We start from the raw sequence: 25021 nt of genomic DNA, 5'->3' as shown, positions 1-25021 counted from the left end.
AGGTTAGTCCTATCAGGGATATTGTTTTGTAAAAAATGCTCATAAATCAATTACAATTGTTTGAGGTTTTGCGCATAATTCTTTAAAATAAGAATTGTGTTTCCATATATGGAAATCAATCTTTGATAGGGTTGGTGCAGAACATGCTTTACAGAACAGAAGACCAGGTTAGAAATGAAGCGGGTATTACGCTTGGATTTATTGATGCTAGTGGGAATAATGTTGATACATCAGAGTTTATTTCTGGTGTTGGTCAACTTACAACGTTTATTCAGTTAGGTTCCAGATTAGGAACAACAGATTTTGCGGGAATTAGTGATAAGCCTGATGGTTGGTATTTACCATATAATCAAAATAGCGTAGCTATTGTTCTTGAAACTAAATCTGAAAAAGAAGATTTATCAAAGAAGAAGTGGGAAGATGAACTTAAGAAGAACATTGAAATAGCAAACAAGCATTATTCAAAGGTAGCGGGTATTCTTTACAATGGTAAAGATATACGTGTCTTTTTGAATATGGATGAAGTTCCTTCTCCAGCATCGCCACTTCAGCGTGTAGATTATTATGCTAATCTTTTTGTTCCAGATACGATCGATAAAAAGAGAATATTTGAGTTGACTATGAAGATTAATAACTGTCTTCATAAGGAGTTTGGTGTTAAGAATCTTAATCATAGAATGATTTTTACTGCATGTGCTTTAGTTGCTGTTAAAGAAGGTGCTGTGCTTCATAAAGGGACTGAATATAGTCTGTTTCATCAGACAATTCTTAATCAGCTTTCAAAGTCTTTAAAAGTAGCAAAGAGACAAAATGAGAAGCTTGACTTATTGTGTGAAGTATATTCAGAAATTAAGATGAATACGACGGATAATCAGGAAGCTATCGATAACTTCATTGATTGGGTTGTTGAAATCTCTGATTTGATTAATTCCGATAAGTGGAAAGGTGAGGACGTAATGGCTATATTCTTCAATGAATTTAACCGTTACAAAGGAAAATCAGAACATGGACAGGTGTTTACACCAGACCATATAACATCATTTATGTATCGTTTGATTGATGTTAATCAGACAGATGTTATTCTTGATGCAGCTTGTGGTAGTGGAGCTTTCTTAGTTAAGTCAATGTGCAACATGATTACAGAAGCAGGTGGCACTATTACCAAGAAAGCAAAAGAAATCAAAGCTAAGCAGCTATATGGTATTGAGTTTGATAGAGAAATTTATGCTTTGGCTTGTGCTAATATGCTTATTCATAAAGATGGCAAGACAAACCTGGAACAACTCGATACAAGAAAAGAAGATGCAGCTAAATGGATTAGAAATATTAGTGTTAAGCTTGAAGGTGAATCACACTCAAAGAGTGTGACGAAGGTTTTAATGAACCCCCCTTTTGAGCGTGCTTATGGCTGTATGACTATTGTAAAGACAGTTCTTGATAATGTTCCTGTTGGAACTATGTGTGCATTCATCTTACCTGAAAAAAAGCTTGAAAAGGATTTGACTGACAAGAAGTATGGCAATAAAGTTTTGAAAGACCATTCTGTAAAGAACATTATTAAGTTGCCAGAAAACATTTTTACAGGTGTAACAACTTCAATATTTGTATTTGAAGCCCATAAACCTCAAAATGGTCAGAATATTATAGGCTACTATATTGAAGAAGATGGTCTTGAGACTATAAAAAATCAAGGAAGACAGGATATAAAGAATAAATGGGCTGCCATCGAGGATTATTGGATTCAGGCAATTCATGATGGAAATGATAGCAAATACAATACTAGACAAATAATTAATCCAGCAGAACATCTTTCATATCAAATGCCTGAAAAACCTTTTGAAGTTCATGAAGAAGATTTTATTAAGACAATGATGGATTATGAGATGTACAAGCAGGGGATTGATGTAAAAGAGTTCAACGATAAGCTTTTACAAAGAGTTCTTTATAGTTCAGAAGTATCAACAGATAATGATGTAACTACCTTGAAGTTGAAAGTTCCAAGAGTAATTGATTTACACAGATTTAAGCGATTTCATTTATATGATGATGGATTATTTATAATAGATAGTGGGACGAAGCTTGATAAAGTGCGCATGACCAATAATTCCCCTTCAATTAATTTTGTTGGACGTGCAAATGCAAATAATGGGGTAACGGACTTTATTGATGAGATTAAGGGATTAAAGCCATATGATGCAGGTTTACTTACAATCTCTTTAGGTGGTGAGTATTTAGGTTCATGCTTTATTCAAGAAAAGCCTTTTTATACGAGCCAAAATGTGAATGTTTTGATTCCCCAATCCGAAATGTCAATTTATTGTAAAAAGTATATAGCGACAATGGTTTTTAGAGAAGGTCGATTGCGTTATAAAGCTTTTGTTGATGAGTTAAATAGGCATATGAAAACAGATTTTACTATACCATTGCCTATTGATGAAAACGATAATATTGATTGGAACTATATGGAAGAATATATGATAGCTGCAGAAAATAAAGCACAAAACAATTTGAATGGATTGATTTAATGGAAGTACAGGGATGGGGCGTTTGCTTCCTTTTAAAAACTAAATTTCGTCGTTTCACCTGATACGGAGAACTGTATCACTGGTAATGGTGAAAAATAAGGACTCCTGTCAGATTTGTGATAATTTGGCAGGAGTCTTTGCACTGTAGGTGGAATTTTGTGGATTATGATATCTCTTTGTAATGGAATTAGGGATTGTCGAGGATGACTTTGTAAAAAGTGTATTGGATAGGATGTCGTGGGGCGACCAACCTGTTTCCTTGTCCATTCTTTTTGATATAAATATTAGATTGGTCGAATTGAATTTTTTTGCCCCTTCAGTGGAGTGGGTTGAAAGACGTGAAAAGTATTTTATCAAAAATAGAGTTGATTAAAAAAGCAATAGAGAGTAATACGTACGCTAATAAGGTTAAGTTAGTTGATATTTACTAATTCTATTAATGATTGACGAGAGGAAAAGGCAAGAACTAGTAAGATGGGTAGATGAATATAGAGAGATTTTACAGGTGCCAGTTCTTTGATCAAGACTTCGAAAAATTTCTTAATTAAAGAACATCCCTTATAATAGTTGAAAAAGATTATTGAGGTAGCAGATGAGTGAATTAATTATTACAAATAGTGGGCAAGTAACTCAAATGGAGCCGTTTATTATTGAAAAATTAAATACTTATGGAGCTGGGATATTGGATACAAGACACCCAAGCTTTTCTAATGAAGAAAGATATAGAATTATGCTAAGCAAATATCAGAACGACTTTATATCAGATGCATTAGAAACTGGGCACTTTATACTAAAAGAAGATGGTATAAAGGTGGCAATTAGAACATTAAGCCAAAATGTATCTGTGATAGCGGGATTTATCTTTGAAGCATATACAGTGAGAATTGCCAATAATAATCCCAATTTTGGATATAAATTATTTAAATGGAGTACAGAAAGAAAAAGGTTAACTGAAAGTTATTATGAGAAGTATCATACTGTCGGAGTAGGATTTCCTAAGACAGATGCTAATTTTCCAGGATACTATAATCCAACCCTTAGGCAATTTGATATACTGTTTTTAACTATGAATGAAAAGATAGGAAGACCAGAGCCTGCAACAATAGTAGGTACTACTATCCCAGCAGGGGTACAAATCAAGGCAATAACCTGTAATGAATTAAAAGACATAATTCACCCACTTATAGCAGGTCAATACTCTAAAGTCATAACATATTTACGTCATTTGACAGGAGAACATAGTTATGAAGTATGCATGAAAGAAATTAAAAAATTACATAGAAGTGGAGAAATAACAGAAGACATGAAGTTGAAATTGGAAGATTCTATTGCTTATCCCGAAATGTTTGGTTTAGATCAACGAAGTGTCGATGATTATTATAGTTTTATTAAAGCATGGTATTTTTTACGTGCCAAAGAAGATGCTTTTATTCTTAAAGCCATAGGTATTCAATCTCAAGAAATGAAAAATGGAAGCTCATTTCTAACCTCTTTATAACGATAAACAACTAATTTTAGGTATGGTGTAGTAGAAAAATACCGCGGTTAATCTCGTGATTAAATCCAATACAGAGAACCGTAGCACCTCTAGTGGTGAAAAATTGCCTCAACCCTGAAAAACGCGGGGGTGAGGCTTTGCTTTTTGGTCTTATTTTCAATCCGAAACAGGTTTTGTCCATATTTATCATTGATAGCTTTGTAAATTCAGAAATGGCGAACCGTAGTTGTCTGTAGAACAGTAACGTTTTTTTCGCATTTGGATTATGATGGAAATATTAAATAAACAATTTTTAATATTTCTAGGTGATTGAATTTAGGAAATTAAATTAGCGTGTTAATGTTTAATATTGGTGGAGTCAAATTAAGTGCTTCTGGATTAGGTGGGTGGTTGTGATTGACGTTAGATACCTAACGACTAGAGCGTAAGGTACCTTGTCAATGAATTATCTAAGGGTGCCCTTTGCACTTTGGTTTCATATCAAGGTAGTTTATAATAGTAATGTAGTTCATTTACTGTTGATGGTTAACAGTAAAAGTGAATTTACTAACTAAATATTCTGAATAAACTTTCTATTTGAGTCAAATTGGAAAAATACTAGACTTTTTTTATACTGTTATGATAGTATAAGCATGTAATTAATTATAGTAAAAATTAAATATAAATTTTAAGAAATGTGTTTGCACGGATAGAAGTCTGCCTAGTAATAGGCAGCTTTTTTGTGTTTTTAGGGGTTGTAAACAGTTTTTTAAAGTTTTAAGGGGTAAAACCACTGTTTTTTCTAGGTTTTTAAGCCCTAGGCGTTCTTTGAAAATCGAATATGCAGTCTTAGGTAACAATTGATTAAATAAAAAATGTAAACAAGGAGAGTGCCCTAATGGAAAAAAGTCAAAAAGATATCATGTTAGTAAAAAGGATTAGGAATTTCTTAAGAAGCGAGAAGCTGCCTCTAAAGGCTCGAAAAGACTTTATTGCTTTAGGATTTTTATCAGCATATACTCAGTTGCTGTCAAATGAAAAAAGCGTTCAAGCGGAAATAGTGGCTATTCGTTCATCACAAGAAAGTGAGTATCTTGAAACCATGATACATCGGAATATCAGTAAGATAGACAACGATTTTGTCCAATATATGTGCGACTATATTATGCTCTTATACAGGCGCTATCTGTATAAGTACGGAGTAGTAAAAGGAAGCGATAACCCAAATGTTATTAAATCCAAAGTACCAAGATGCAAAAGGAGTATCTTGCTATCTTTTGAGATGGGGATAACAGTTTATAAGCAATACGAAAATATTTTGTTAAAAAGCAGCGATAAAGTAAGTAAGTTATTAGCGTCTCCAAAAGACAACCAACAATCTCAAACGAAAGGAAGAACGAAATGACAAAAATAGAACAAAAGAACGAACAAACAGTGTCTGATGATTTAAACCAAGACGCATTGGGAATTTGCAACAAAATATCTAATGACCAGTTTTTTGAGTCAAATGGGAACTTTTGTTTCGCAGAGTACATTGGTCCATCTTTTCGAAACTGTCCTAAAACATTACCATCAAAGTTAATTGATAGCTTGCTTTAATAATCTGATGCTCTGAACAATTAATAACAAATCGAAACTGAAAAAACAAATAATGAAGCGCACCCGGATCTTGATCCGGGTGCGCCACTGGAGGAGAAATTTTATGAATATGGATCTAAATACTGAACAAATTCAAGTAAACAATATTTCAAACTGTGTCACTAATGACGAACTTAAGAGTGACGAAATCTCTACTAACCGGAAAAAGGTAACTTTTATGTATCATTATAAAGGAAGCTGGCAAGTAAATTACGCAGAATTGCATAGCTGGTTTGCTCGAATGGGACATAAGATAATAAAGGATGATTTTAAGAAAGTCGATAATATACTTTATGGTTGGGATGGCAAGCGTTGGACAAGAGCAGATGATTTTATTAAAAAATTCATATTCTTAAAATTTATGAATACGTTTGGAATAGCAATTGATAGCAAATATTTAAGTGAGCTAATAAATACTTGCCTGTACGCAGATTTTATTCCATCTATTCCAAGATGGGATTGGAGCCAAGAATACGCTAATAAGCTAATAATTACATTTTTGAATGGAACTCTAGAGATTGATTTTACTAATTATAATCATAAATTCTATAAAAATATCTTTCGTAAGGAAAATAATGCAGTATATATACTTAACATGAATTATGAAGAAGAATTAATGGCAGCAAACTATTGGAGGGATAGTTTCGTCGGCAAGTATTTTTTAGAATATTATGCGGACAATGATAGAGATCAGCTCCAACAGTATTTAGCAGCGGTCTTAATACCACAGTTTGAAATACAACAAAATCTTGTAATTCTAGGGGATGGAGGTGATGGTAAAGGAGTTCTTATGGGGGCATTGCGTGATCTACTTGGCAATGTAGTTTCCGGATTAAGAGTGTCAGAATGGGATGGAAAGCATGATACAACAGCTTTAATAGGATCTATTTTAAATATCACAAGCGAACGTCCGTCTCGTGAAATAAATACTGACATATTTAAAGCAGTAGTTGCTAATGATGAGCTTCAAATGAATCCTAAATTTAAGGATTTATTCTATCATAAGCCATTTTGCAAACATATAATGACTGTCAACAGTCTTCCATCTATAGAAATAGATTCAGCTATTATGAGAAGGCTAGTAATGATAAAGACTTGTAAAACAACGACAATGAGGGAGCGAAATGCATCTTTTAAGCGAAACTTTGAGTTAGACAAGGCTGGATTAGTTTCTTTTATGATACAAGGGTTGTATTTATTAAAAGCTAATGACTTTAATTTTTTAACCGGTTCAATTGAGTTAAAGGATGAGTTAATTTATCAGAATGACTCCTTGATAAAGGATTTTATTGATGAATGCATTTCTCTTACTGATAATATTAACGACTATGAAGTATCGGCTTTTGCTTTCGACTTATTTAGTTATTGGGAAAGGGACAACGGCAAGAACTCAAAGCCGATGGTAAGGGCGACGTTTAGTAAAAAAATAATTAATATCTCAAAATCATTAGGAATGGCAAATGTCGTATCTGTTTCTAGGAGGCTTCCCGATAGTGGCAAAACAGCGCGTGTCTTGACTGGGATAAAGATTAAGTCTGAATGGGTTGCTAATTATAATAAATATAAGAAGAGTTTAGAGAATTTTATGTTTAAGTGTTAAAAGAATATAAAAGTAACGTGACAGTGTGACAAATTGGCGATTTACGTTATGAGGTGCGCAACTAAAGTTGCGCACCTCAGTCTTTGCTTTGTATTGCAGTACAAGTTTCTCAAAGGAACTGTGATTTTTAGACAAAATTATGTTAAATGCTTATTTGTAATTAAGTACTATAGGACGATTGCACACTGCAATACATAATTTAAAGGATGGGATAGCATGTCAAGTATAACTAAAAGAGCCGAATTATTTCAAAAAAGTGCACGTAGAGTTAAGGACGCTGAAAACTACGATTTTATCGAGTTAATTCAAGTAATATGCAAACTATATAACGATTATGATTCGAAGGTAGTTGTAGAGCACATCATAAAGAACTATAAAGATAACGCGGCATTTAGGGAAAACCAGACACACATAGATATAGAAAAGACGTATGCAGATATGTTAGGGTCTTTACTAAATAAATATAGCGTTAAAGATGCAATACAGGCTATTGATATGTGGAATATTATACAAAGCAATATGTCATTTTTCCAAAGCCATGTGTGCTGGGTGAACAATAAAAAAGTAATGTACCTGAAAAATACTAGAAGCTCAAGTTATATAACTTGGGTTAAGGAAGGTAAAACATTTCCGATATTAAGAAGGTTTTTTGAAAATTATTATGGATTCAATAGATCATTTTACAACGAACAACAAATGTATGCATTAATAGATATTCTTAGAAACCACGATATCGGACTTGAAATGTCCAAAAGAGAGCTTGATGCAAAAATTGTATTGGAGATCCTGAAAGGCAAAATCACGCCGTGAAAATGATTATCAATAATCCGCCCCACTTGTAATCTCTTAAGAACCTTCACTTCGTTTCGGTTCTTATCCAGTAGTTAACAGCTGGTTAAAGAAGCTTCTAAAAAAAATAGTACTGCGAGCTTGTCTCGCAGACTATTTGAGCGTAGCGAAAATAGTATTATATATAGAAAGAATATATATAGAAATGAGTGCACCTTCAGATTCTGATAGGTGCACTTTTAAATTACCTCAGAGTTTAATTTTATATCAAATCACTATAAAGATTTTTTACAAAACTATTATATTGGTACCCAATATATGTATTTATATAACAAATGAAACAAGTGTTTTATTTGTACAAATTATAGTGGGGGAAAGAAATATGTCAACAAGATTAATACACGTAAATCCTGAAATAGCAAAAAAATTAAAAATAGTAGCCGCGGTAAAAAATATCACGTTACAACAAGCTGCCAATGAAGCGATTGAGAGGTATATCGTTGCAAGTGAGGTGTCGGTATGAGAAGGAGACACATTAGAATTGCTTATGATGTATTAGATAAAAAGGTAGCAAACGAGGCTAAGTATGTATATATGGCGTTATTACGATTTCGAAGTGGGAACAGCAAAAACATAAAAGTATCAATAGCAAAATTGTCCGAGGTTACGGGTTTAAAAGGACGACAGTTAACCAAACATATCAATACACTTATTAAATATAAGGTTATATCTCGCTATCAGAACAAACATAATGATGGTAACTATGGCTGCAATACTTACTCTATATTGTGTAATGAAGAATATTTTTCTGAGATACCTTGGGAAATTGCCAGTAATAAAGAATTATCGAAATGGTCAATGATAGGCTATTGCATAATGAAAAGGTTTATAGACATAGATAAGGAAGACTTTACTTGCTATTTATCTAAGGATCAATTAGCAACATATCTGCAGTGTTCAATAAATCAAGTTGACAAGATTAAAAGAAACTTAAAAGGGGCAGGCTTAATCGATTTTGATCGAAATAGCAATAAAGTCGTATTGATTTATGAATTGGCACTTGTAGGACAGCTAAATAGTAACTTAGACCACATTAAACAAGTAGTACGAGATAAAAATAAGGCGATTGAAAATGAGAGTTATCAAGTTATTATTTAAAGATACAAAAAGCATAATAACAACTTCAATAGAAGAAATTGCAAGTAGTTGTGAGCGTAATCCAACTGAATTTGAAATCATGCGAGCATTAAGGGAAATGGAAAGAGATAAAGAAATAATGATTATCTTTTTTTCTAATAGAATTTAATATAGTTGTTAAGATAATTATTATTTAGGCGGTGCATTTTCAAGTCTCAAAAGAAAAATATATAGTTTGGAGTTACGACCCCAAAGATGTCCCTTAAATCACGGGTAAAAAATATCGAGTTTATATTAGTAATTAAATGGCGCACTTTGGATATAGTAAATCAGAGTAATGCAAAAAGTTCTATAAAAGCCAATCTAATTAAGTAAGTTCTAATTATGGAAAAATTACTTAATCAGTTGTAAAATGATACTATGCTACTTAACGTGTTTATACATGGTTGATTTTATTGAAGCAACTACTATTGAAATAAAGAGGGGGAATGAGTGTGCTTGAGAAGGCTTTATGGCTGGTTAAATTTACATCGAGCGCTGGAGGTTATGGTTCCGGGGTTATTAGTTTTGCAAATTCCCGAGTATTTGGAGGTGATAGTACTTATTATTACTCAGGTAGCTACCAAGTACGCGATAATGAAATTATAGCTACAATTCATGTAAAACAACATTCTGAGGGAATATCTATATTTGGGAGTTATCCTGAATTTGATCTTGAAATGACTGGTAATATTCAGCAGTTAAGCTCTGTACTAATAGGATATGTAAAACAGATGCCACAAATGAGAATTACGGCTAGTATTTCTAAACTTGAAGATATATAATAACACCCCACGCTACCCGGCGTGGGGTGTTATTATATATTCTTCCATTCCCGCTGACTTTGTACAGAGTCTAATAATATCGGATCTACATTACGAATAGCAAAAGGCAAGATGTTTTTATCCAGATTTTGAAGCAAGTCGTATTTTTTAACCAAAGGCATGAATTTTGGATAACCAGGACCAAAAGTAACATTTGCAAATAATAAAGCCAGTTCATGGGCAGATAATTGGGCCCTTAATAAGCTACAAAGTTCTTTTTTTTGTTGATCTTTTAAAGACTCAGACCTATCAATGAACTTTACAATATGATATAAATTCCGGAAGTAATGTCCTATGTTATTCTGATGAGATATCGAGAAATGTAAATAAGCATCAACAGTTGCTTCAATGTCTGCCTGAGGATTAAACGCTTGACCTTGGACCATACCAGAAGAACCTCTAAAAGCATTGTACATACTTATAAATTCTCCTAAAGCTATTGAAAAATATTGACGGCCGCGATGGCGGACTCCTTGTCCATCAAGATATTCAATACCTGATATTATGTCTCTCTGATTTTGAATAAGCTGAAAAAAGGTATTTTCAACACGTTGAAGACTAAGAGAGACATTCTGATCGTCTAATTGCTTGCGAGTAATAGAAAGCTCTTGTTGTTGTACTCTATATGCCAAAAATAAAAAAACAAAACTAGCCAATGTAAATATTGGTACCGTTGTTCCACTCAACCAATCAGCTATAGGACCGAGCTGTCCTAGTTGTTCGATTGTTAATGGATACTGGCTATAATAATAATTGTTAGGACTATAAAAGGTTCGAAACAAATATATTGGAGTTACACACCCAATGCAAACAAGCAGAACAGCTATGGTTTTTAGAAAGTTTTCAAAGCTTAACCTCATAATTTCGCCTCCATATACATTGTACTATAACTGATAAGATCATAAAAGTTGATCTAGACGATGAATTTTACTAAATGTAATTCCTAGTAATAAGTAACACAATATAATTGTGTTACTTATTAAAAATGCTCACGAATATAGGCTGTATAAGGCTTCGTATAACATTTCAATTCAGTTCCATACAGACCGTTTACGCTGAATGTAATACAATATATAATTAATTTACATAATATTACATTTGGTATAGAGGTGAGAGTATGGAACTAGTGGAGCCGATTAGAAGCAAAAAACAAATCGATGCATTAAAAAAGTATTTACGAGGTCAAAATATACGTGATTATTTACTTTTCGTACTTGGAATCAATTCGGGGTTACGCATTTCCGACTTACTTAAGCTAATGGTAGAAGATGTGCAAGGACAGGATCGAATTAGTGTGCGAGAACAAAAGACAGGGAAGGTTAAAGACTTTCCGTTATCGGAAACCTGTAAGAAAGCTATTCAGGAATATCTTAAAGCGACAGGAGTTAACGAAGGTTATTTATTTTCTGGTAGAAAGGGAATCAACCCGATTACTCGTATTCATGCATATCGGATCTTAAATGAAGCGGCTCAACGTGTAGGTATCAAAGAAGCAGTAGGTACGCACACGTTAAGAAAAACATTTGGTTATCACGCTTATCAAAATGGAATTGATATAACACGCATCCAGAAGTTATTGAACCATTCTGCTCCTAGCGTAACATTGGCGTATATTGGAATTACTAAAGAAGAATTAGACAATGTGTATATCACTTTGAACTTATAAAGAATTTGATAGGAAGGACTGACATTATTGACATACAAAGAATATCAAGAATGGATTGATTATATTAATAGATATCATTTCCCCTTAGCGGATAGTGTTGTCCAGGATATGAATAATTGGCGTAATATATCAATATTAGCAAGAGCTTTGGTAAGAGCTAAAAAATATGCACCTGCAATAGAATTGTTTAAATCAATAATCGAAGTCAATATAAACCATGAGGAAAAAGACTGTTTTAATCTTTCAGAAGTGGAAGACAAAGTCTGGTGTTTACAAGAATTGGCTATAAGCTTATGGCATACTACAGGGAAACGTGGCGAGGCGTTAAAATATGTGGAAGAAGCTCTAACAATTATTGCGAAATATCCAAGGCAATTCAATTTTTTGGATCGATGTGAAGTCTGGCGAGAAATCCAAGACTTTATTTTTTTTACATCCAAAGGCAAGAGTAGAAAAGGTATTGCGGGGTAATATTCTATCATTTAATGATTTAATTTAGTGCTGAATTGATGTAGAAGACCTTCTATAGGTAAAAGAAGTGTAAAAGGTGTAAAATTTTCTCCCAAAGTGTAACTTTACACCTAGAAGTGTAAAATATAAAACCATTTATACTCCTCGGGAAAAGTGCCAGTGGTGACACTGGGTGAAGGATGGTTAGCCAGCAATTTAGGGTTGGCATTTTTCTGCAATTTAATGTTCGCTAGTGTTTAAACCATTTATAATTATCAAAACAAACGAATGTTTGCATTGGATGGGGAGAGCCAGGTTGCAGAAAGATTATATAGTGGAGTATATGGAATTGGGAAAGAGAATTGCCTTTTATAGAGAGAAACGAGGGCTGTCACAGTATCAGTTAGCCAGACAAGTTAAGTGTAGCCTAATTTATATACGTAAAGTGGAAGGTGATTGTGTTGCAGTTCGAATACCGATTAGTGGTATATGGTCAGTGAAGAAGTTGGATTTTTTATTTGCTATTGCTGAAGCATTACAAATGGATGTCATAGCTTTTTTCAAACCTATGACAGAGGAAAACTTCCAAAAATATCGGAAAGATCATTAATGTTTGCTGTTTACAATCACTTGAACCCTAGATTCTAGTACAAGAGAAATATTAGAGAAACCTTTGTCAATGAATTGGCTAAGGTTATTTTTTATATTAAAGTAGCTAGAACCGTTTACGCGTTGTGAGCAGGAGGATACGATTAATATAGGATTACTTAACATAACAAAGAAGGTGCCTAGATGAAGCGGAATATTAAACCTCTAACTCCACGATGTGGACTGTGTAAAAGGCTTTATTCCTATCGGGATGATGATGGTTCTGGTTTATGTCTTAAATGTAGACCTGCCAACAGTCAACCAATTTTAGTAGTAAATCGTCAATGCAAACCAACAATTGCAATGGAGGCGGGTAGAAAAATGATAGATGATTTCGACTATGAAGAAATACAAAAACAAGAGGAAGTTCAAGACGTATCCAATGAAGAGAATATTTCAGAATCACAGGAAGCTAATCAAGATGTTACCTCAGACAATCCAGAAAACACAACGAGAAGTGAGAAGCCATTAGATGAACTCAAAGTTGAAGATATTATTCAACCTGGACGATATGGAGTCAGCAATAGCCAAATGATACCTGCGCTAAAGAAGGCTATTTCTGAACAATCTCTGGAGAAGTTGGCCTTACTAAAGAAAAACTACTTCTATACTTATGAAAAATCTGTCCGGTATCTGAAAAAGGCAGAGCGTGAATATATTGCTAACAATTTAAAATAAGGCGTAAAAAAATCGGAGCGTTTATGAAATGCGCTCCGATTTTTTTATTTTCTATTTTTGTTAACTTTTAGCTGGCGTTTGAGTACTATGTGCTGTTTCCGCCAAACTATGCCCTTTTTTAGCTTGGCAATACATAGGATTCTTAAGGAGTTGATGAACATGTTGATTAAATTCCTGTATGGCTGACGATGATGGTTGATTAGTTTGTGTAAAAGTATAAGTGATTTTTGACATTATTAAAAACCTCCTGAATTTTTGAAACATCATACGGATTCAGGAGAAAGAAATTAACATTTATTTAAGAAGGTGACGTTCATGAAATATAAAAAAATAAAACATGTGGCAATTTATTTACGGAAATCCCGAGATGAAGGAGATTTTGAAGATGTGTTGGCAAAACACCGAAATGCGCTGACTTCGTTTGTTAAAAGTAAAGGCTGGACTTACGAAATTCTGGAAGAAATTGCTTCAGGGGAATCAATTCAAAAGAGACAAAAAATGCAAACGTTATTAAGAAATGTAGATAACGGCTGCTATGATGGGGTTGTTGTGGTAGACTTTGATCGTCTAAGCCGTGGTAGTTATGCAGATTTGGGAAAAATAGAGGAAGCCTTTAAATCTGCAGGTACATTAATCATAACACCACAAAAGATTTATGATCTTGAAGATGACAGTGACGCTTTGACCATTGGCATAAAGTCATTTGTTTCCACGGAAGAGTATAAAATAATTAAAAGACGCTTGCGGGATGGCAAAATCAATGGTGCCCAAAAAGGTATGTGGACAAGCGGTCAACCGCCGTTTCCATACTATTATGATCGGCTAAAAAAAGTGGTATTGGTAGATGATATCAAACGATTTTACTACCGCGAAATGGTAGAGCGGTATATAAGTGGAAGTAGTTTAACAGAAATAGCCCAGTGGCTGACGAATAATGTATCAAGGCAACGGAAAGATACCATGGGAAAGAGGTCTAAATGGTCTACCGTCGTCGTGAAGCGGATTTTAAGCAGTGAAGTCCATTTGGGGTATGTTATCTTTGGCAAGCATAAAGGAAAAAAAGGAGTTAGACAGGTATTACCTCAGGAGCAATGGATCAAAAGTAAAGGAACTCATGTACCACTAAAGACAGAAGAAGAGCATCAGAAAATTATGGCTAGGTTGGCTTTATCAAAAACCATTAACCCTAAAGCAAGATCAGAAGTATTGCCATTGTCAGGTATGATGTTTTGTGAAAAATGTGGCGCACGGATGATTGTAAAGACTGTCATATATAAAAATGGCAATAAGAGCTGGTGCGTGCTTTGTTCTAAGCGTCATGAAGATAAAAGTTGCAATCAAAAGAGTAGTGTACTGAATGAAGATTTCTTTGATGGCTTGTATCAACGGGTGGTACATATTGATGAGAATTTGCAATGGCAATTGCAAGAGCATAATAAGGATATAACGAAATATAAGCAATTATTAGCTGTTAAAGAAAAAGAACTTAAAAAGCATCACCATGCTATAGAGCGCTTGTATGAAATGAGGGAAGAGGACAGTATTGATAAGAGTACTTTTCTTGAACGGAAAAAAATGAGGGAAGAGCAGATTCAGGCTATGAAAGAAGAGATTGAGGATTTAAAGCTGGTTATTCAGGAACAAAGTGATATGCCTTCGATGGAAAAACTGAAACAGCAGATTAAAGTATTTAAGGATAAATGGATGCGTTTGGAGAGTGTACAGGAACGGAATAGGTTGTTGAAGCGAATCGTGGGCAAGATTATGTATCACCGGGAAGACAATAATGTTTATTTGGGGATTCAATATAATTAAATTTAAATGGAAAGGATATTTCGACTTGATAAAACTCCTGTCATTTTCATACAAAATATGGCAGGAGTTTTATGTTATATAAGGAAAGTAGCTATTACTATAAAGATAAGAAGCTAGGGAGGTCTTGCTTTGTCTAAAAGCACTCTACATATTAAGTTACAAGATAGTTGTATATATAAGAAGTTGAATGAAAAGTTAGCACTTGAAGAAGATGGGGTAAAAGCTGACGTTGTAAAGATTATAAATGATGCCGGACATTATGCTATAAATAAGTTGAAAACTGTGATTAAAAATATGCCTGAATTTACTCTTCACGATGAAGATCATGTCTATAATGTCTTATTTATTATGGAAAAGTTAATTCCACTAGCTACTCTAAATAGATTATCGATACCTGAATTGATGCTGCTTATACTGACCGCCTTTTTTCATGACATTGGAATGGCACCAGAGGAAAAATATTTACGAGCTTGGAAAGGTGAAGATCTAGACTCGGAAGGCGGGTTTGCCAAAACAGAATATAATAAGTATCAACGTTTTAAAATGTCTAATGTTAAAAAAGTAGATGAAATTCAAAAGCTACATGATGAGGGGAAACATCATGTAGCGGCAGTATTAGAAGACTACTTAATAACTGAGTATATTCGAATGACTCATGCACAAAGGGTAAGGGAAATAATTTCGAAAGATTGGAATGGATCAATACATTATAAGGATACCGATTTGACATCTCAGTTTGCAGAAATATGCTTTAGCCATAATGAAGATGCTATGCATTTGTTAGAAATTGAAAGCTTTGAGTTATGTGATCAAGATACATATATTTGTATTCCATTTATTGCTGTCATGCTTAGATTGGCCGATATAATAGATTTTGATCCTAAAAGGACACCGAATGTATTATTTTCTCACTTAGCAGTAAGACATCCTGTATCAATAGCTGAATGGAAAAAGCACCAAGCAATCAATGCGTGGAGTATTTCTCCAAATAAGTTGATTTTTTCTGCACAGTGCAGACATCCTGCCATTGAAGCAACAATTAGAAACTTTTGCGACTTAATCGATAATGAGCTAAAGAACTGTAATTTAATCCTGTCGAGCATTAATAATCCCTATAATAACAATGAAACACAGCACTACAAGATTAATCTCCCAAAACAAGTAGATAGGAGTAGAATTAGAGCAATTAAGGATGTTTGTACAGGGGAACCGATTTACAAATATCAAAATACAAAGTTCAGTCTAAATAAAAATCAAATCATTGATCTGTTAATGGGAACTGAGTTATATGGAAAGCCAGAAGTAGCTTTAAGAGAGCTTATTCAAAATTCTATTGATGCCTGCTTGGTCAGAGAAAGATTGAGTAAAGTATGGGGAGAAGAGTATACCCCCCAAATTCAAGTATCTTTTTACGCCAAGGATAACGTTGATTATCTTGAAATATATGATAATGGTATTGGTATGGATCAATATATCATTGATAATTTTTATTCAAACGTTGGATCATCTTTTTACAAATCTAGAGAGTTTTACGAATTGATGTCTGACGCCAATATCCAATATAAACCGATTTCCAGATTCGGAATTGGAATTCTTTCTTGTTTTATGGTTTCTGATTCATTAGAGGTTGATACCAAAAGAGTAATAGGTAAATATAAATATGCCGAACCATTAAAAGTGATAGTTGAGGGATATGATAGTATTTTTTATATAAAACAAGGAGAAAGACAAGAACCAGGAACAACAACGGTTTTACAACTTAGGAAGGTGCATCCTTGGAAAAGGATGTCCGACAATGAGTTTAAAAAATTCGTAAAAACAGTTGTTAAATTTCCCCCGTTTGAAATTGAGATATGTTCAAACAATCAAATAGAAAAACATGATTCAAGTAAATTTCTGCAATTAAGCCCTGCTAGCTTAAAGACCTATACATGGAAATCTGAAGATAATATCGAGGAAATAATTATTAACATATCTGACTCAGAATTCGGGTTTACTGGTTCTGCTATTATTGGATTTTTAGTAAAAAATGGTCGCCCTGTAGAGAAAATTGAAGTAGCTGTTAAAGAGGTTGAAGTTGAAGGTGAAAAATATGATATGGCTATGGACGTCCACTATAGCGATGGTGAAATTATAAAATCATCACAAAGTATTGGAATAGACGATGAGGGGAATATAAGCGAGAGTACAAGTCGGTCAACTATCCTGAAATCAAAGTCTTCTTTTTCAATTCACGGTATTGAATTTCCCAAGAGTCTTTTCCCAGATTATTTTGAGAGTTCAAAATCTGTATTACGATGGCCTTTCCCCGTTTTAATGGTTTTGGACTTAGGTGGAAATGGTGATCTGAATTTAAATTCTGCGCGAACCGAAATAATTTTCGATAGTAAGTGGATTGAATTCGAAGAACGCTTGCTTCGGATTGTGTGCAAACAACTTGCGGAAAAAATGGGAATTAAGCGATGGAGTGTATTAAAACAAATTATTATTAAACACACAAAAAAACAAGAGTTGGTAGCGGTAATTAATGATATTTAACTTAAAATGACACGCAAAAAGAGATACACCTATTAGAGGGGCTCTATTTTTGCGTGTCATTTTATATAAAATTATGGTAAAAAAAGAAAAGAATGGAAGGTTTCTGTCGCATGATTAAAGAACTAAAAAAGTGTAATTATGAATTGTAGTGAAAAGCAGTATGAAAGTTTTACAAGATTTATTGTTTTTGCTCAAAGAGGAGGCGTATTATGGCAGCTAAAAAGAAAGATATTACCTGTAATCAAACAATAATATTAGAAAGTATAGCGATGCCTAGACCGAGGTTGAGTAAACTGGTTATAAAAAATTTTAGGTGTATCGGTTCAACTCCTGTCGAAATCGAATTAGATGATATTGTTGTTCTAGTAGGGCCTAACAATTGTGGAAAAAGCTCAATCTTAAGAGCTTATGAAGTTGTGATGTCAGAAGGTTCGTCGGAGGGAGCTCTAACTATTCAGGACTTTCCAAACGGAAAGATCGATGAAAATTGTTTGCCTGAAATCGAATTACATACGGTGGTATATGATAATAGTCCAGGTGATGAGTGGATACTAACCATGGATAATGGTGAAAAACTTGTTAAAGAAAAATGGACTTGGACGCAGGTCGGAAAGCCCGAAAGACGTGGATTTAGTAAAGAATTGAATGATTGGCACCCTGAAAAAAGACCTTGGGGTGCTGCGGCAGTTTCCAATGCTAGAAGACCTCAGCCGCATAAAGTGGATGCATTTGATACACCTGAAAACCAAACTAAAGAAATAATAAATCTTTTAGAGAGTGTAATTAAGGAACGAGTAGAGAGCTTTAAAACACTGAGTTCTGGTGAGAATGAGGATGAGACTGAATATAGTAAATTATTATCTAGTATCAAGGCTATCCAAAAGAAGATAGTTGCAGAAAGTCAAGCAGAAATCGATAAAGTCCAAACAGAACTGACGGAATATATTGATAAAGTTTTTCCTGGGTATGAGATCAAATATGATGCACGTCCGGAAGATGATTTGGAAAAAAGTATCCATTTATTTAAGGCAAATTCACAGTTGCTTATGGGACCTAAAGAGGGTTACATGAGTACAGTCGATAGGCAAGGGAGTGGAGCAAGGCGAACTTTGTTATGGACTGCTTTGCGAATATTATGTGAAAACAAAAGAAAAAATGGTAAAGATGCGAACCGTCCACATGTTCTACTATTGGATGAGCCAGAAATTTGTTTGCATCCAAGCGCTGTTCGAGAAGCTTGCGATTTGCTCTATAGTCTCCCGAAGTGCGGCAACTGGCAAGTGATGGTTACTACACATTCCCCGCAATTTATTGATATTTCTCGGGATAACACAACGATTGTAAGAGTTGCGCGAGAAACTGATACAGAAATACGTGGAACTACAATATTCAGGCCTGATAAAGCAAAATTAGAAGAGAATGACAAAGATCAGTTGAAACTCCTAAATATATTTGACCCATATGTGGCTGAGTTTTTCTTTGGGGGTAGCATTATAATTGTAGAAGGAGACACCGAATATACAGCATTTAAACACGTTATGGTTGAAAAGCCTGACAAATTTAAGAATGTACACGTTATTAGAGCAAGAGGTAAGGCTACGATAGTTTCTTTAATCAAAATATTAAATCATTTTGGGACTAGTTACTCTGTTCTACACGATAGCGATAAACCAAAGGTAATGAGAAAAGAAAAAGAAATAGTAAATCCTGCGTGGAGTAAAAATATTGATATTTTAAGTCAGGCTAGTTTGAATTCGTGTAAAGTTAGAGTTGTTGCATCAGTACCCAACTTTGAAGAAGCATATTTTGATGAGGAGATGAAAGCGGAGAAACCTTACAATGCACTAGTCAAGTTAAAGAACAAGCCAGACAATTTTTCTATTATAGAAATGTTATTAGAAGCACTGATTGATCATTCTAAGCAGTTACCGAAAAATGCCATTGAATGGATGGATATTGAACAGTTAGAAATGCTAGTGAGACAAAAGACTATTTAAAACCGCTTTAATAGCGGTTTGTTTTTTAAGTGTTAATTGAAAATGATAAATGGATACAAGTTTGTTGTTTAACCTTTCCATTAATATGGCAGGATCTAAAAGGTTTTTCGTTCTTCCTACTTTAAGACATATTTGTCCATTTTCTAAAGGAATTATTTGTACTATTATCAAGATACAGATGATCAGGAGGGAATGGGCTGTGAAAACGCAAGGACAAAAGCTAAAAGAATTAAGAATTTCTCTTTCATTGAGTCAAGAAAAATTAGCGGAGGAATTAGGTGTTAGTATAAAATCTATTCAAAGATACGAGACAGATAAGTCTAAACCTGATACTTACACGTTGGTGAAATTGGCAACATATTTTGATGTCTCCTCGGACTATTTGCTAGGATTGTTAGCATTTGAAGGCGATTTAAAAGAAGAATCAAACAAGATTTTTCTGAATGGAAAGTATAATAAGATTTATAGCCGCTATCTTCAATGCAAAAGAAGTATTGCTGTTGACGAGAATTCTGAGTATTACTGGGTTCAATCCGAAGAAAATAGTGTAATCGGGGGGCAGACAGAATGGGTTGGCTGGTTAGATGAAATGCGAACATTGGAAGTTAGAAGACTGAGACCGGTTATTCCATTGAGAGCGATTGAAGCATGTATACAAGCACATTCTAGACCGATGTTGCTGAACGAAGAGGAAGATGTTATTGTATTTCGCATGTTCGGGGGACATGCAATTGTTAGGAAAGAAATCTGCGAGCGTTATTTACCTGAGTTTCTAGAGAATTTTCTAAACCACACTGATGAACAACTACACAAAGTTTCAGATTAGTGAAGAGATAAACTTTTCTAAAATATTTTATATGTTGTACAAAGTCTCTGGTATCAATATTGCTGATAATAAGCAAACGCTATTACAAAAAGGAATGATCTTACAATGGCTCAAGAAATATATAATCTTCTAATCTCAGGTAATGAAGAAGCTTGGGAAGAAGATACAGTAATATTTGATTTATCGCGTTGTATAAGAGAGTATACAGAAAGTGACTTAGTTGAGAAATATGTTAAATTTGGGACAGATGAAATAGATCAATTGAAAAAGTATCCTTGTATTTTTGCTTATGAAGATTACTGCGAAAAAAATGCTAGTGTAGGGTGTATAACAGATATTCTAGTTCGTCAAGGTAAAGTTAAAATTGTATTTCGAAAAGTTAAAGAGATTCCATCAGAGTATCTACGTAAGAGGCAGTTTGAGCTGGATATTCATGAGTGGGAATTAAATAGAACTCATTGGGCATTAAAAAAAGTTAATCTTTTTAAAGAGTTACAAGCTTTAGATATTGTTCTAAACCCTTTAACATCGACAAAACCTATTGATATTACGAAACATATTTTTGATATATCATTTACATTTGCTGGTGAATCGCGAGATGTCGTCAAACAAATTGTGGAAGAACTAGGACAACTAATTGATGAGAGCCGAATCTTTTATGATAATAATTATATTAGTCAGCTTGCTAGACCATCATTGGACACTTTATTGCAAGATATTTATAGAAATCGATCAAAACTAATTGTGGTCTTTTTGTGCGAAAAATATCAAGATAAAAAATGGTGTGGACTTGAATTTAGGGCTATTCGTGAATTGATTATGGAAAAAGAAGAAGAAAAAATTATGTACATACGATTAGATGATGGGCATGTTGATGGGGTTTTCAATACAGATGGATATATAGATGGAAATAAATTTTCCTCACGACAATTAGCTAATTTTATTTATGAGCGACTAGGCCTTCTTGCTTAAATTGATTCCAGATAAGAAGACTAATTTATCTGGTGCAACTAAGGTCAAAAGTTAGGACTTTTTCGTCAATATTTTGGGAGGTTAGGCATGTGCGTGAATTCGTTTTAAAAACAGTTTTGTTTTATGAGTATATGGATGGGTCAGAGTTTAAAAGAGAAATAAACTATGAGTTTACCCCATTTTGTTTTGAAGATATTGTGAATGGGTGCAAAATTGAGATACATCCCAATTTTAGTATTAATATAAAAGGATTAGTCTGTGAAACGGCAAATGAAGCATTGCTAAAATCATACGATATTATAGAGTTTGTTTGTAGAGCGGTAACTATAACACTTCAAATGCAAAATTACGACAATAGGGAATTTCAACCTAATGTTTCATTTAAAAAATCAGAAGTGGAAATAGTTAGCGATCGACTCTTAGTGATGGATAATAATAAAATTATAAAAAATAAAATAGCAAATCATTATAATCTCCTTATAAAAGAGCAATTTAGTGCTAGCGATAGAATTGCCAGTATGCGTATCTCACAAGGACTAAATTTAAGCAATATCGATTTGTTATATAAATCATATACCATTGGCGGTATTACAAGTATATATATAGATACAATATTTAGGGCATTAAGAAGTCGAGATGTTGAAAGTAAGTATTTTACTTTATTTACGATAATAGAAAGAATAGAAACTACTTTTCAAAAAGATGAGAATCTAGCCAAATCTCTTTTTAACTGTGAACAACAAAACGCTTTATTAGCTAAGCTTAAGCCTCAAATTACAGATATACTAGGTGGTGATAACGAATACTGTCAAAGAGTATATAATAGGCTATCACAAATCATTAAGACATCAACAATTAAAACAAGATATGAAAAATTGTGTGCAATATTAAATGATAAATTTGACATTTGTGAGATTTCTAAAGGATTAATGAAGTTTAATGTTGATAATGAAAAGGCAAAATGTTTTATAGATACAAGAAATGGGTTATTTCATGGCAAAAATGTAGACAAAGATGCTCATAATAAACTTGTGCAATTGACTAATGAATTACTTGAATTGTGTCTAAAGATATTAGAACTCGAATTGAAAAGAGTATAAATTACATTTGTAATGGTTTTTACTAAAGCAAGTCATAGTACAATTTTTAATTTTCTTTAGTATTACATTAAATTCAGGAGAAGTATATTTTTACGGTAGAGATGTGTGGGAGCACTTTTTTTGTTAGCACAATGTCAGAGTAGAGTTTAAACTCCTTTAGTTCTATGGATAATCTAATTCTATTCACCTGTATGATTTATGGAAGGGGAATCCCTCGTGAGAAAAGTAGCAGTTGTAAAAGCCAATTCATACGATACACAAATCGTCGAGCAAGCTATGACAGAATTACTTACCCATTTAGGTGGCATGTCAAAATATATTAAGCCTGGCGAGCGAGTATTAGTTAAGCCGAACATGCTCGAAGGGGTGGACAAAGGTCTTTCAGTAACTACCCATCCCGAAGTAGTACGAGCCGTCATCCGATTAGTAAAATCTGCTGGGGGTATACCTGTCGTTGGCGATTCACCAGGCTTAGGCAATACGTTAAAGGTTGCCGAGAAGTGCGGTATATTGAAGGTCTGCTTAGAAGAAAATACAACCGTTGTTCCTTTTGAAGTGCCGACTGAGTTAAGTTTGCCTAACGGTATGATCCTTAAAAAAATAAGCGTAGCAAAGGTTTATATGGAAGTCGACAAAGTAATCTCTTTAGCTAAAATGAAAACCCACTCGTTTATGGGTGTAACGGGTGCTGTTAAGAATTTGTTTGGTTTTTTCGTAGGACCAGATAAAGCTCAATTTCATCTAAGAATGAAAAAGAGATCTGATTTTGCCCATATGCTTATTGATTTGTATGGCGCAATTAAGCCAGTATTATCAATAGTCGATGGGATTGTAGGAATGGAAGGGGCGGGACCGCGCAATGGAACGCCAATCAACAGCGGGCTGTTACTAGCTGGGTCTTGCGGTTTTTCGGTTGATTTAGCAATGGCAAAATGCATGGGGTTTGAAGCTGAAAAAATGCCGGTAGCTCAAGCTGCTATTGCGGCAAAGCTTTCGCAAACACTTGCCGGTTTAGAGATAGTAGGAAACGGAAAAGATATAGTTCATCATTTTACTGAGCCTAAGAATTTTGATAGGCTTGAAGGACGCTTGCCTAGCTGGCTGGTTGACTTTAGCCAGAATCAATTTACAGCTAAACCGTGGATTGAGAAAAACTGCATCGCCTGTGGTCGGTGTGCCCAGCATTGCCCGCCTAAAGTAATCAGAATTGAGAATAATCGAGCGGTTATAGACTATCGTGAATGTATTCGATGCTACTGTTGCCAGGAACTCTGTCCTGTTAATGCAGTAAGTCTAAAAGATGGCACGCTGCTTAAAACCGCTAAGAAATTACGACGAAAATAAATAAACGTGATATTGCGCGGTGCAATATCACGTTTATATTAATAAAAGTATACTATAAATAAGAACCAGTCGGTGACGGCAAACAAGAAACGCTTCTATAAACTTGGTTTTTATTTAGAAGGCTTCTTAGTGTTTATTTAGAAAAATTCTATTTTTGCTATTGCGGAATTCTTCGTTGGCTCTGCGGAGTTTTTCAGTGAGATAATGAATCTTCTCAAAATTGATCTCTATAGAATTTTCATACTTCATTATGATACCTCCAAATGATAATGATAATCAATATCTAAATAATACCAGATTATTCCTTTAGATGTCAATAAAATTTCAAACTAATTGTGCCATTTTAAGAGATGCAGTAAAATATAACATATCTTAAAATTGATTTTACAATCTATCAAGTTGCATGAAGGGGTTTTTATATGGACGAAAATAAAGCAGAAATTATAAAACAGTCTTCTATTATTCGGTTTCGACAGGCTATGGATAGTGACCTTGATTATATAATGGAAACCGAACATGCCGAAGAAAACGCTCAATATGTCATTCCCTGGCCCAAAGAGGAACATGCAAGGCTGTTAAATATCGATAACACCAAGCATTTTATTGTAGAAACTGCCGATGGCTTCAAAAAGGTAGGCTTTGTTATTGTTTCAGGCCTTAAAAATCCTTTTCAAGAGATTGAGTTTATGCGGATTATCATGGCTGATAAGGGAAAAGGCTATGGCCGAGAAACAGTAAAAATGTTGCAGGCTTGGGCATTTGAAGATTTGGGTGCTCATCGTGCTTGGCTTGATGTTAAGGAATATAATGACAGAGCTAGAAATTTGTATAAGTCGGAAGGCTTTATTGAGGAAGGTAGAATTAGAGATTGTATAAAGACGGGTGACAGGTACGAATCGCTCATTATCTTAGCAATTCTAGAAGATGAATATTTAGAAAAACTAAAAAAGGCATAAAC

Annotated in this window: 23 protein-coding genes; 20 read left to right on the top strand and 3 right to left on the bottom strand. The window is 34.0% G+C overall.

The features are described from left to right. The first annotated feature begins 143 nt into the window (after positions 1-143). The 8 genes from V6C17_RS07460 (at position 144) to V6C17_RS07425 (ending at position 9990) form a co-directional block, all read left to right on the top strand. Complete coding sequence (locus V6C17_RS07460; RefSeq protein WP_333521923.1) at positions 144-2525, top strand: N-6 DNA methylase; 2382 nt, start codon at positions 144-146, stop codon at positions 2523-2525. Positions 2526-3117: 592 nt separating this feature from the next. After that, the gene (locus tag V6C17_RS07455; RefSeq protein ID WP_333521922.1) at positions 3118-4023 is read left to right on the top strand and encodes a hypothetical protein; all 906 of its coding nucleotides are present in this window, start codon (positions 3118-3120) and stop codon (positions 4021-4023) included. Between the two features lie 877 nt (positions 4024-4900). Further along, positions 4901-5407, top strand: a complete 507-nt coding sequence (locus V6C17_RS07450) for a hypothetical protein (RefSeq protein ID WP_333521921.1) — start codon at positions 4901-4903, stop codon at positions 5405-5407. Between the two features lie 297 nt (positions 5408-5704). Then, positions 5705-7240, top strand: coding sequence for a DUF5906 domain-containing protein (locus V6C17_RS07445; RefSeq protein ID WP_333521920.1), 1536 nt, complete (start codon positions 5705-5707; stop codon positions 7238-7240). A 216-nt stretch (positions 7241-7456) separates the two neighbouring features. Beyond that, positions 7457-8050 carry a hypothetical protein gene (locus tag V6C17_RS07440; protein ID WP_333521919.1) on the top strand — a complete coding sequence of 198 codons (594 nt, stop codon included), beginning with the start codon at positions 7457-7459 and terminating at the stop codon, positions 8048-8050. 361 nt (positions 8051-8411) lie between these two features. Continuing rightward, positions 8412-8552, top strand: coding sequence for a hypothetical protein (locus V6C17_RS07435; RefSeq protein ID WP_333521918.1), 141 nt, complete (start codon positions 8412-8414; stop codon positions 8550-8552). After that, the gene (locus V6C17_RS07430) at positions 8549-9187 is read left to right on the top strand and encodes a hypothetical protein (RefSeq protein ID WP_333521917.1); all 639 of its coding nucleotides are present in this window, start codon (positions 8549-8551) and stop codon (positions 9185-9187) included. Before V6C17_RS07435 ends, V6C17_RS07430 begins: the two co-directional genes overlap by 4 nt. Positions 9188-9660: 473 nt before the next feature. Continuing rightward, on the top strand, positions 9661-9990 hold the full coding sequence (locus tag V6C17_RS07425) for a GrlR family regulatory protein (RefSeq protein WP_333521916.1): 330 nt from the start codon (positions 9661-9663) through the stop codon (positions 9988-9990). 32 nt (positions 9991-10022) lie between these two features. Here V6C17_RS07425 and V6C17_RS07420 read toward each other — a convergent pair whose 3' ends face one another. Beyond that, positions 10023-10889: a putative phage abortive infection protein gene (locus V6C17_RS07420; protein ID WP_333521915.1), complete on the bottom strand. Its 867-nt coding sequence runs from the start codon at positions 10887-10889 to the stop codon at positions 10023-10025. Positions 10890-11146: 257 nt separating this feature from the next. Between V6C17_RS07420 and V6C17_RS07415 the strand changes: the two genes are divergently transcribed. From V6C17_RS07415 to V6C17_RS07400, 4 genes are all read left to right on the top strand, one after another. Next, positions 11147-11695, top strand: coding sequence for a site-specific integrase (locus V6C17_RS07415; protein ID WP_333521914.1), 549 nt, complete (start codon positions 11147-11149; stop codon positions 11693-11695). Between the two features lie 27 nt (positions 11696-11722). Next, positions 11723-12166, top strand: a complete 444-nt coding sequence (locus V6C17_RS07410; protein WP_333521913.1) for a hypothetical protein — start codon at positions 11723-11725, stop codon at positions 12164-12166. 328 nt (positions 12167-12494) lie between these two features. Further along, on the top strand, positions 12495-12755 hold the full coding sequence (locus V6C17_RS07405; protein WP_333521912.1) for a helix-turn-helix domain-containing protein: 261 nt from the start codon (positions 12495-12497) through the stop codon (positions 12753-12755). 182 nt (positions 12756-12937) lie between these two features. Next, the gene (locus tag V6C17_RS07400; protein ID WP_333521911.1) at positions 12938-13471 is read left to right on the top strand and encodes a hypothetical protein; all 534 of its coding nucleotides are present in this window, start codon (positions 12938-12940) and stop codon (positions 13469-13471) included. Positions 13472-13531: 60 nt separating this feature from the next. Here the strand turns inward: V6C17_RS07400 and V6C17_RS07395 are convergent, their stop codons facing one another. Beyond that, a complete protein-coding gene (locus tag V6C17_RS07395; RefSeq protein WP_333521910.1) occupies positions 13532-13705 on the bottom strand; it encodes a hypothetical protein in 174 nt (57 codons plus the stop codon). Between the two features lie 81 nt (positions 13706-13786). Here V6C17_RS07395 and V6C17_RS07390 point away from each other — a divergent pair, with 81 nt between their 5' ends. From V6C17_RS07390 to V6C17_RS07360, 7 genes are all read left to right on the top strand, one after another. Further along, on the top strand, positions 13787-15286 hold the full coding sequence (locus tag V6C17_RS07390) for a recombinase family protein (protein ID WP_333521909.1): 1500 nt from the start codon (positions 13787-13789) through the stop codon (positions 15284-15286). A 129-nt stretch (positions 15287-15415) separates the two neighbouring features. Then, a complete protein-coding gene (locus V6C17_RS07385) occupies positions 15416-17824 on the top strand; it encodes an HD domain-containing protein (protein WP_333521908.1) in 2409 nt (802 codons plus the stop codon). A 209-nt stretch (positions 17825-18033) separates the two neighbouring features. Further along, positions 18034-19821, top strand: a complete 1788-nt coding sequence (locus V6C17_RS07380; RefSeq protein ID WP_333521907.1) for an ATP-dependent nuclease — start codon at positions 18034-18036, stop codon at positions 19819-19821. A 199-nt stretch (positions 19822-20020) separates the two neighbouring features. Beyond that, complete coding sequence (locus tag V6C17_RS07375; RefSeq protein ID WP_333521906.1) at positions 20021-20647, top strand: helix-turn-helix domain-containing protein; 627 nt, start codon at positions 20021-20023, stop codon at positions 20645-20647. A gap of 105 nt (positions 20648-20752) precedes the next feature. Further along, complete coding sequence (locus V6C17_RS07370; RefSeq protein ID WP_333521905.1) at positions 20753-21619, top strand: toll/interleukin-1 receptor domain-containing protein; 867 nt, start codon at positions 20753-20755, stop codon at positions 21617-21619. An 89-nt stretch (positions 21620-21708) separates the two neighbouring features. Then, positions 21709-22719: a hypothetical protein gene (locus tag V6C17_RS07365; RefSeq protein ID WP_333521904.1), complete on the top strand. Its 1011-nt coding sequence runs from the start codon at positions 21709-21711 to the stop codon at positions 22717-22719. A 216-nt stretch (positions 22720-22935) separates the two neighbouring features. Continuing rightward, positions 22936-24063: a DUF362 domain-containing protein gene (locus V6C17_RS07360; RefSeq protein ID WP_333521903.1), complete on the top strand. Its 1128-nt coding sequence runs from the start codon at positions 22936-22938 to the stop codon at positions 24061-24063. A gap of 126 nt (positions 24064-24189) precedes the next feature. On the opposite strand, the gene V6C17_RS07355 is transcribed toward V6C17_RS07360, so the two are convergent. Then, positions 24190-24312 carry a hypothetical protein gene (locus tag V6C17_RS07355; RefSeq protein ID WP_333521902.1) on the bottom strand — a complete coding sequence of 41 codons (123 nt, stop codon included), beginning with the start codon at positions 24310-24312 and terminating at the stop codon, positions 24190-24192. A 170-nt stretch (positions 24313-24482) separates the two neighbouring features. Here V6C17_RS07355 and V6C17_RS07350 point away from each other — a divergent pair, with 170 nt between their 5' ends. Next, positions 24483-25019, top strand: coding sequence for a GNAT family N-acetyltransferase (locus V6C17_RS07350; RefSeq protein WP_333521901.1), 537 nt, complete (start codon positions 24483-24485; stop codon positions 25017-25019). The last annotated feature ends 2 nt before the right edge of the window (positions 25020-25021 follow it).

Source organism: Dendrosporobacter sp. 1207_IL3150 (genome assembly GCF_036763085.1).
GTDB lineage: Bacteria > Bacillota > Negativicutes > DSM-1736 > Dendrosporobacteraceae > JBAIYU01.
Note: the sequence above shows the minus strand (reverse complement) of the source record. Positions and strands in the feature narration are given on the sequence as shown.

What these genes read in the sequence shown, in the direction of transcription:
- V6C17_RS07445 (WP_333521920.1), top strand. Translation starts at nt 5,705, where the DNA reads ATGAATATGGATCTAAATACTGAACAAATTCAAGTAAACAATATTTCA.
- V6C17_RS07460 (WP_333521923.1), top strand. Translation starts at nt 144, where the DNA reads ATGCTTTACAGAACAGAAGACCAGGTTAGAAATGAAGCGGGTATTACG.
- V6C17_RS07350 (WP_333521901.1), top strand. Translation starts at nt 24,483, where the DNA reads ATGGACGAAAATAAAGCAGAAATTATAAAACAGTCTTCTATTATTCGG.
- V6C17_RS07440 (WP_333521919.1), top strand. Translation starts at nt 7,457, where the DNA reads ATGTCAAGTATAACTAAAAGAGCCGAATTATTTCAAAAAAGTGCACGT.
- V6C17_RS07435 (WP_333521918.1), top strand. Translation starts at nt 8,412, where the DNA reads ATGTCAACAAGATTAATACACGTAAATCCTGAAATAGCAAAAAAATTA.
- V6C17_RS07415 (WP_333521914.1), top strand. Translation starts at nt 11,147, where the DNA reads ATGGAACTAGTGGAGCCGATTAGAAGCAAAAAACAAATCGATGCATTA.
- V6C17_RS07395 (WP_333521910.1), bottom strand. Translation starts at nt 13,705, where the DNA reads ATGTCAAAAATCACTTATACTTTTACACAAACTAATCAACCATCATCG.
- V6C17_RS07450 (WP_333521921.1), top strand. Translation starts at nt 4,901, where the DNA reads ATGGAAAAAAGTCAAAAAGATATCATGTTAGTAAAAAGGATTAGGAAT.
- V6C17_RS07455 (WP_333521922.1), top strand. Translation starts at nt 3,118, where the DNA reads ATGAGTGAATTAATTATTACAAATAGTGGGCAAGTAACTCAAATGGAG.
- V6C17_RS07420 (WP_333521915.1), bottom strand. Translation starts at nt 10,889, where the DNA reads ATGAGGTTAAGCTTTGAAAACTTTCTAAAAACCATAGCTGTTCTGCTT.
- V6C17_RS07430 (WP_333521917.1), top strand. Translation starts at nt 8,549, where the DNA reads ATGAGAAGGAGACACATTAGAATTGCTTATGATGTATTAGATAAAAAG.
- V6C17_RS07380 (WP_333521907.1), top strand. Translation starts at nt 18,034, where the DNA reads ATGGCAGCTAAAAAGAAAGATATTACCTGTAATCAAACAATAATATTA.
- V6C17_RS07355 (WP_333521902.1), bottom strand. Translation starts at nt 24,312, where the DNA reads ATGAAGTATGAAAATTCTATAGAGATCAATTTTGAGAAGATTCATTAT.
- V6C17_RS07400 (WP_333521911.1), top strand. Translation starts at nt 12,938, where the DNA reads ATGAAGCGGAATATTAAACCTCTAACTCCACGATGTGGACTGTGTAAA.
- V6C17_RS07370 (WP_333521905.1), top strand. Translation starts at nt 20,753, where the DNA reads ATGGCTCAAGAAATATATAATCTTCTAATCTCAGGTAATGAAGAAGCT.
- V6C17_RS07390 (WP_333521909.1), top strand. Translation starts at nt 13,787, where the DNA reads ATGAAATATAAAAAAATAAAACATGTGGCAATTTATTTACGGAAATCC.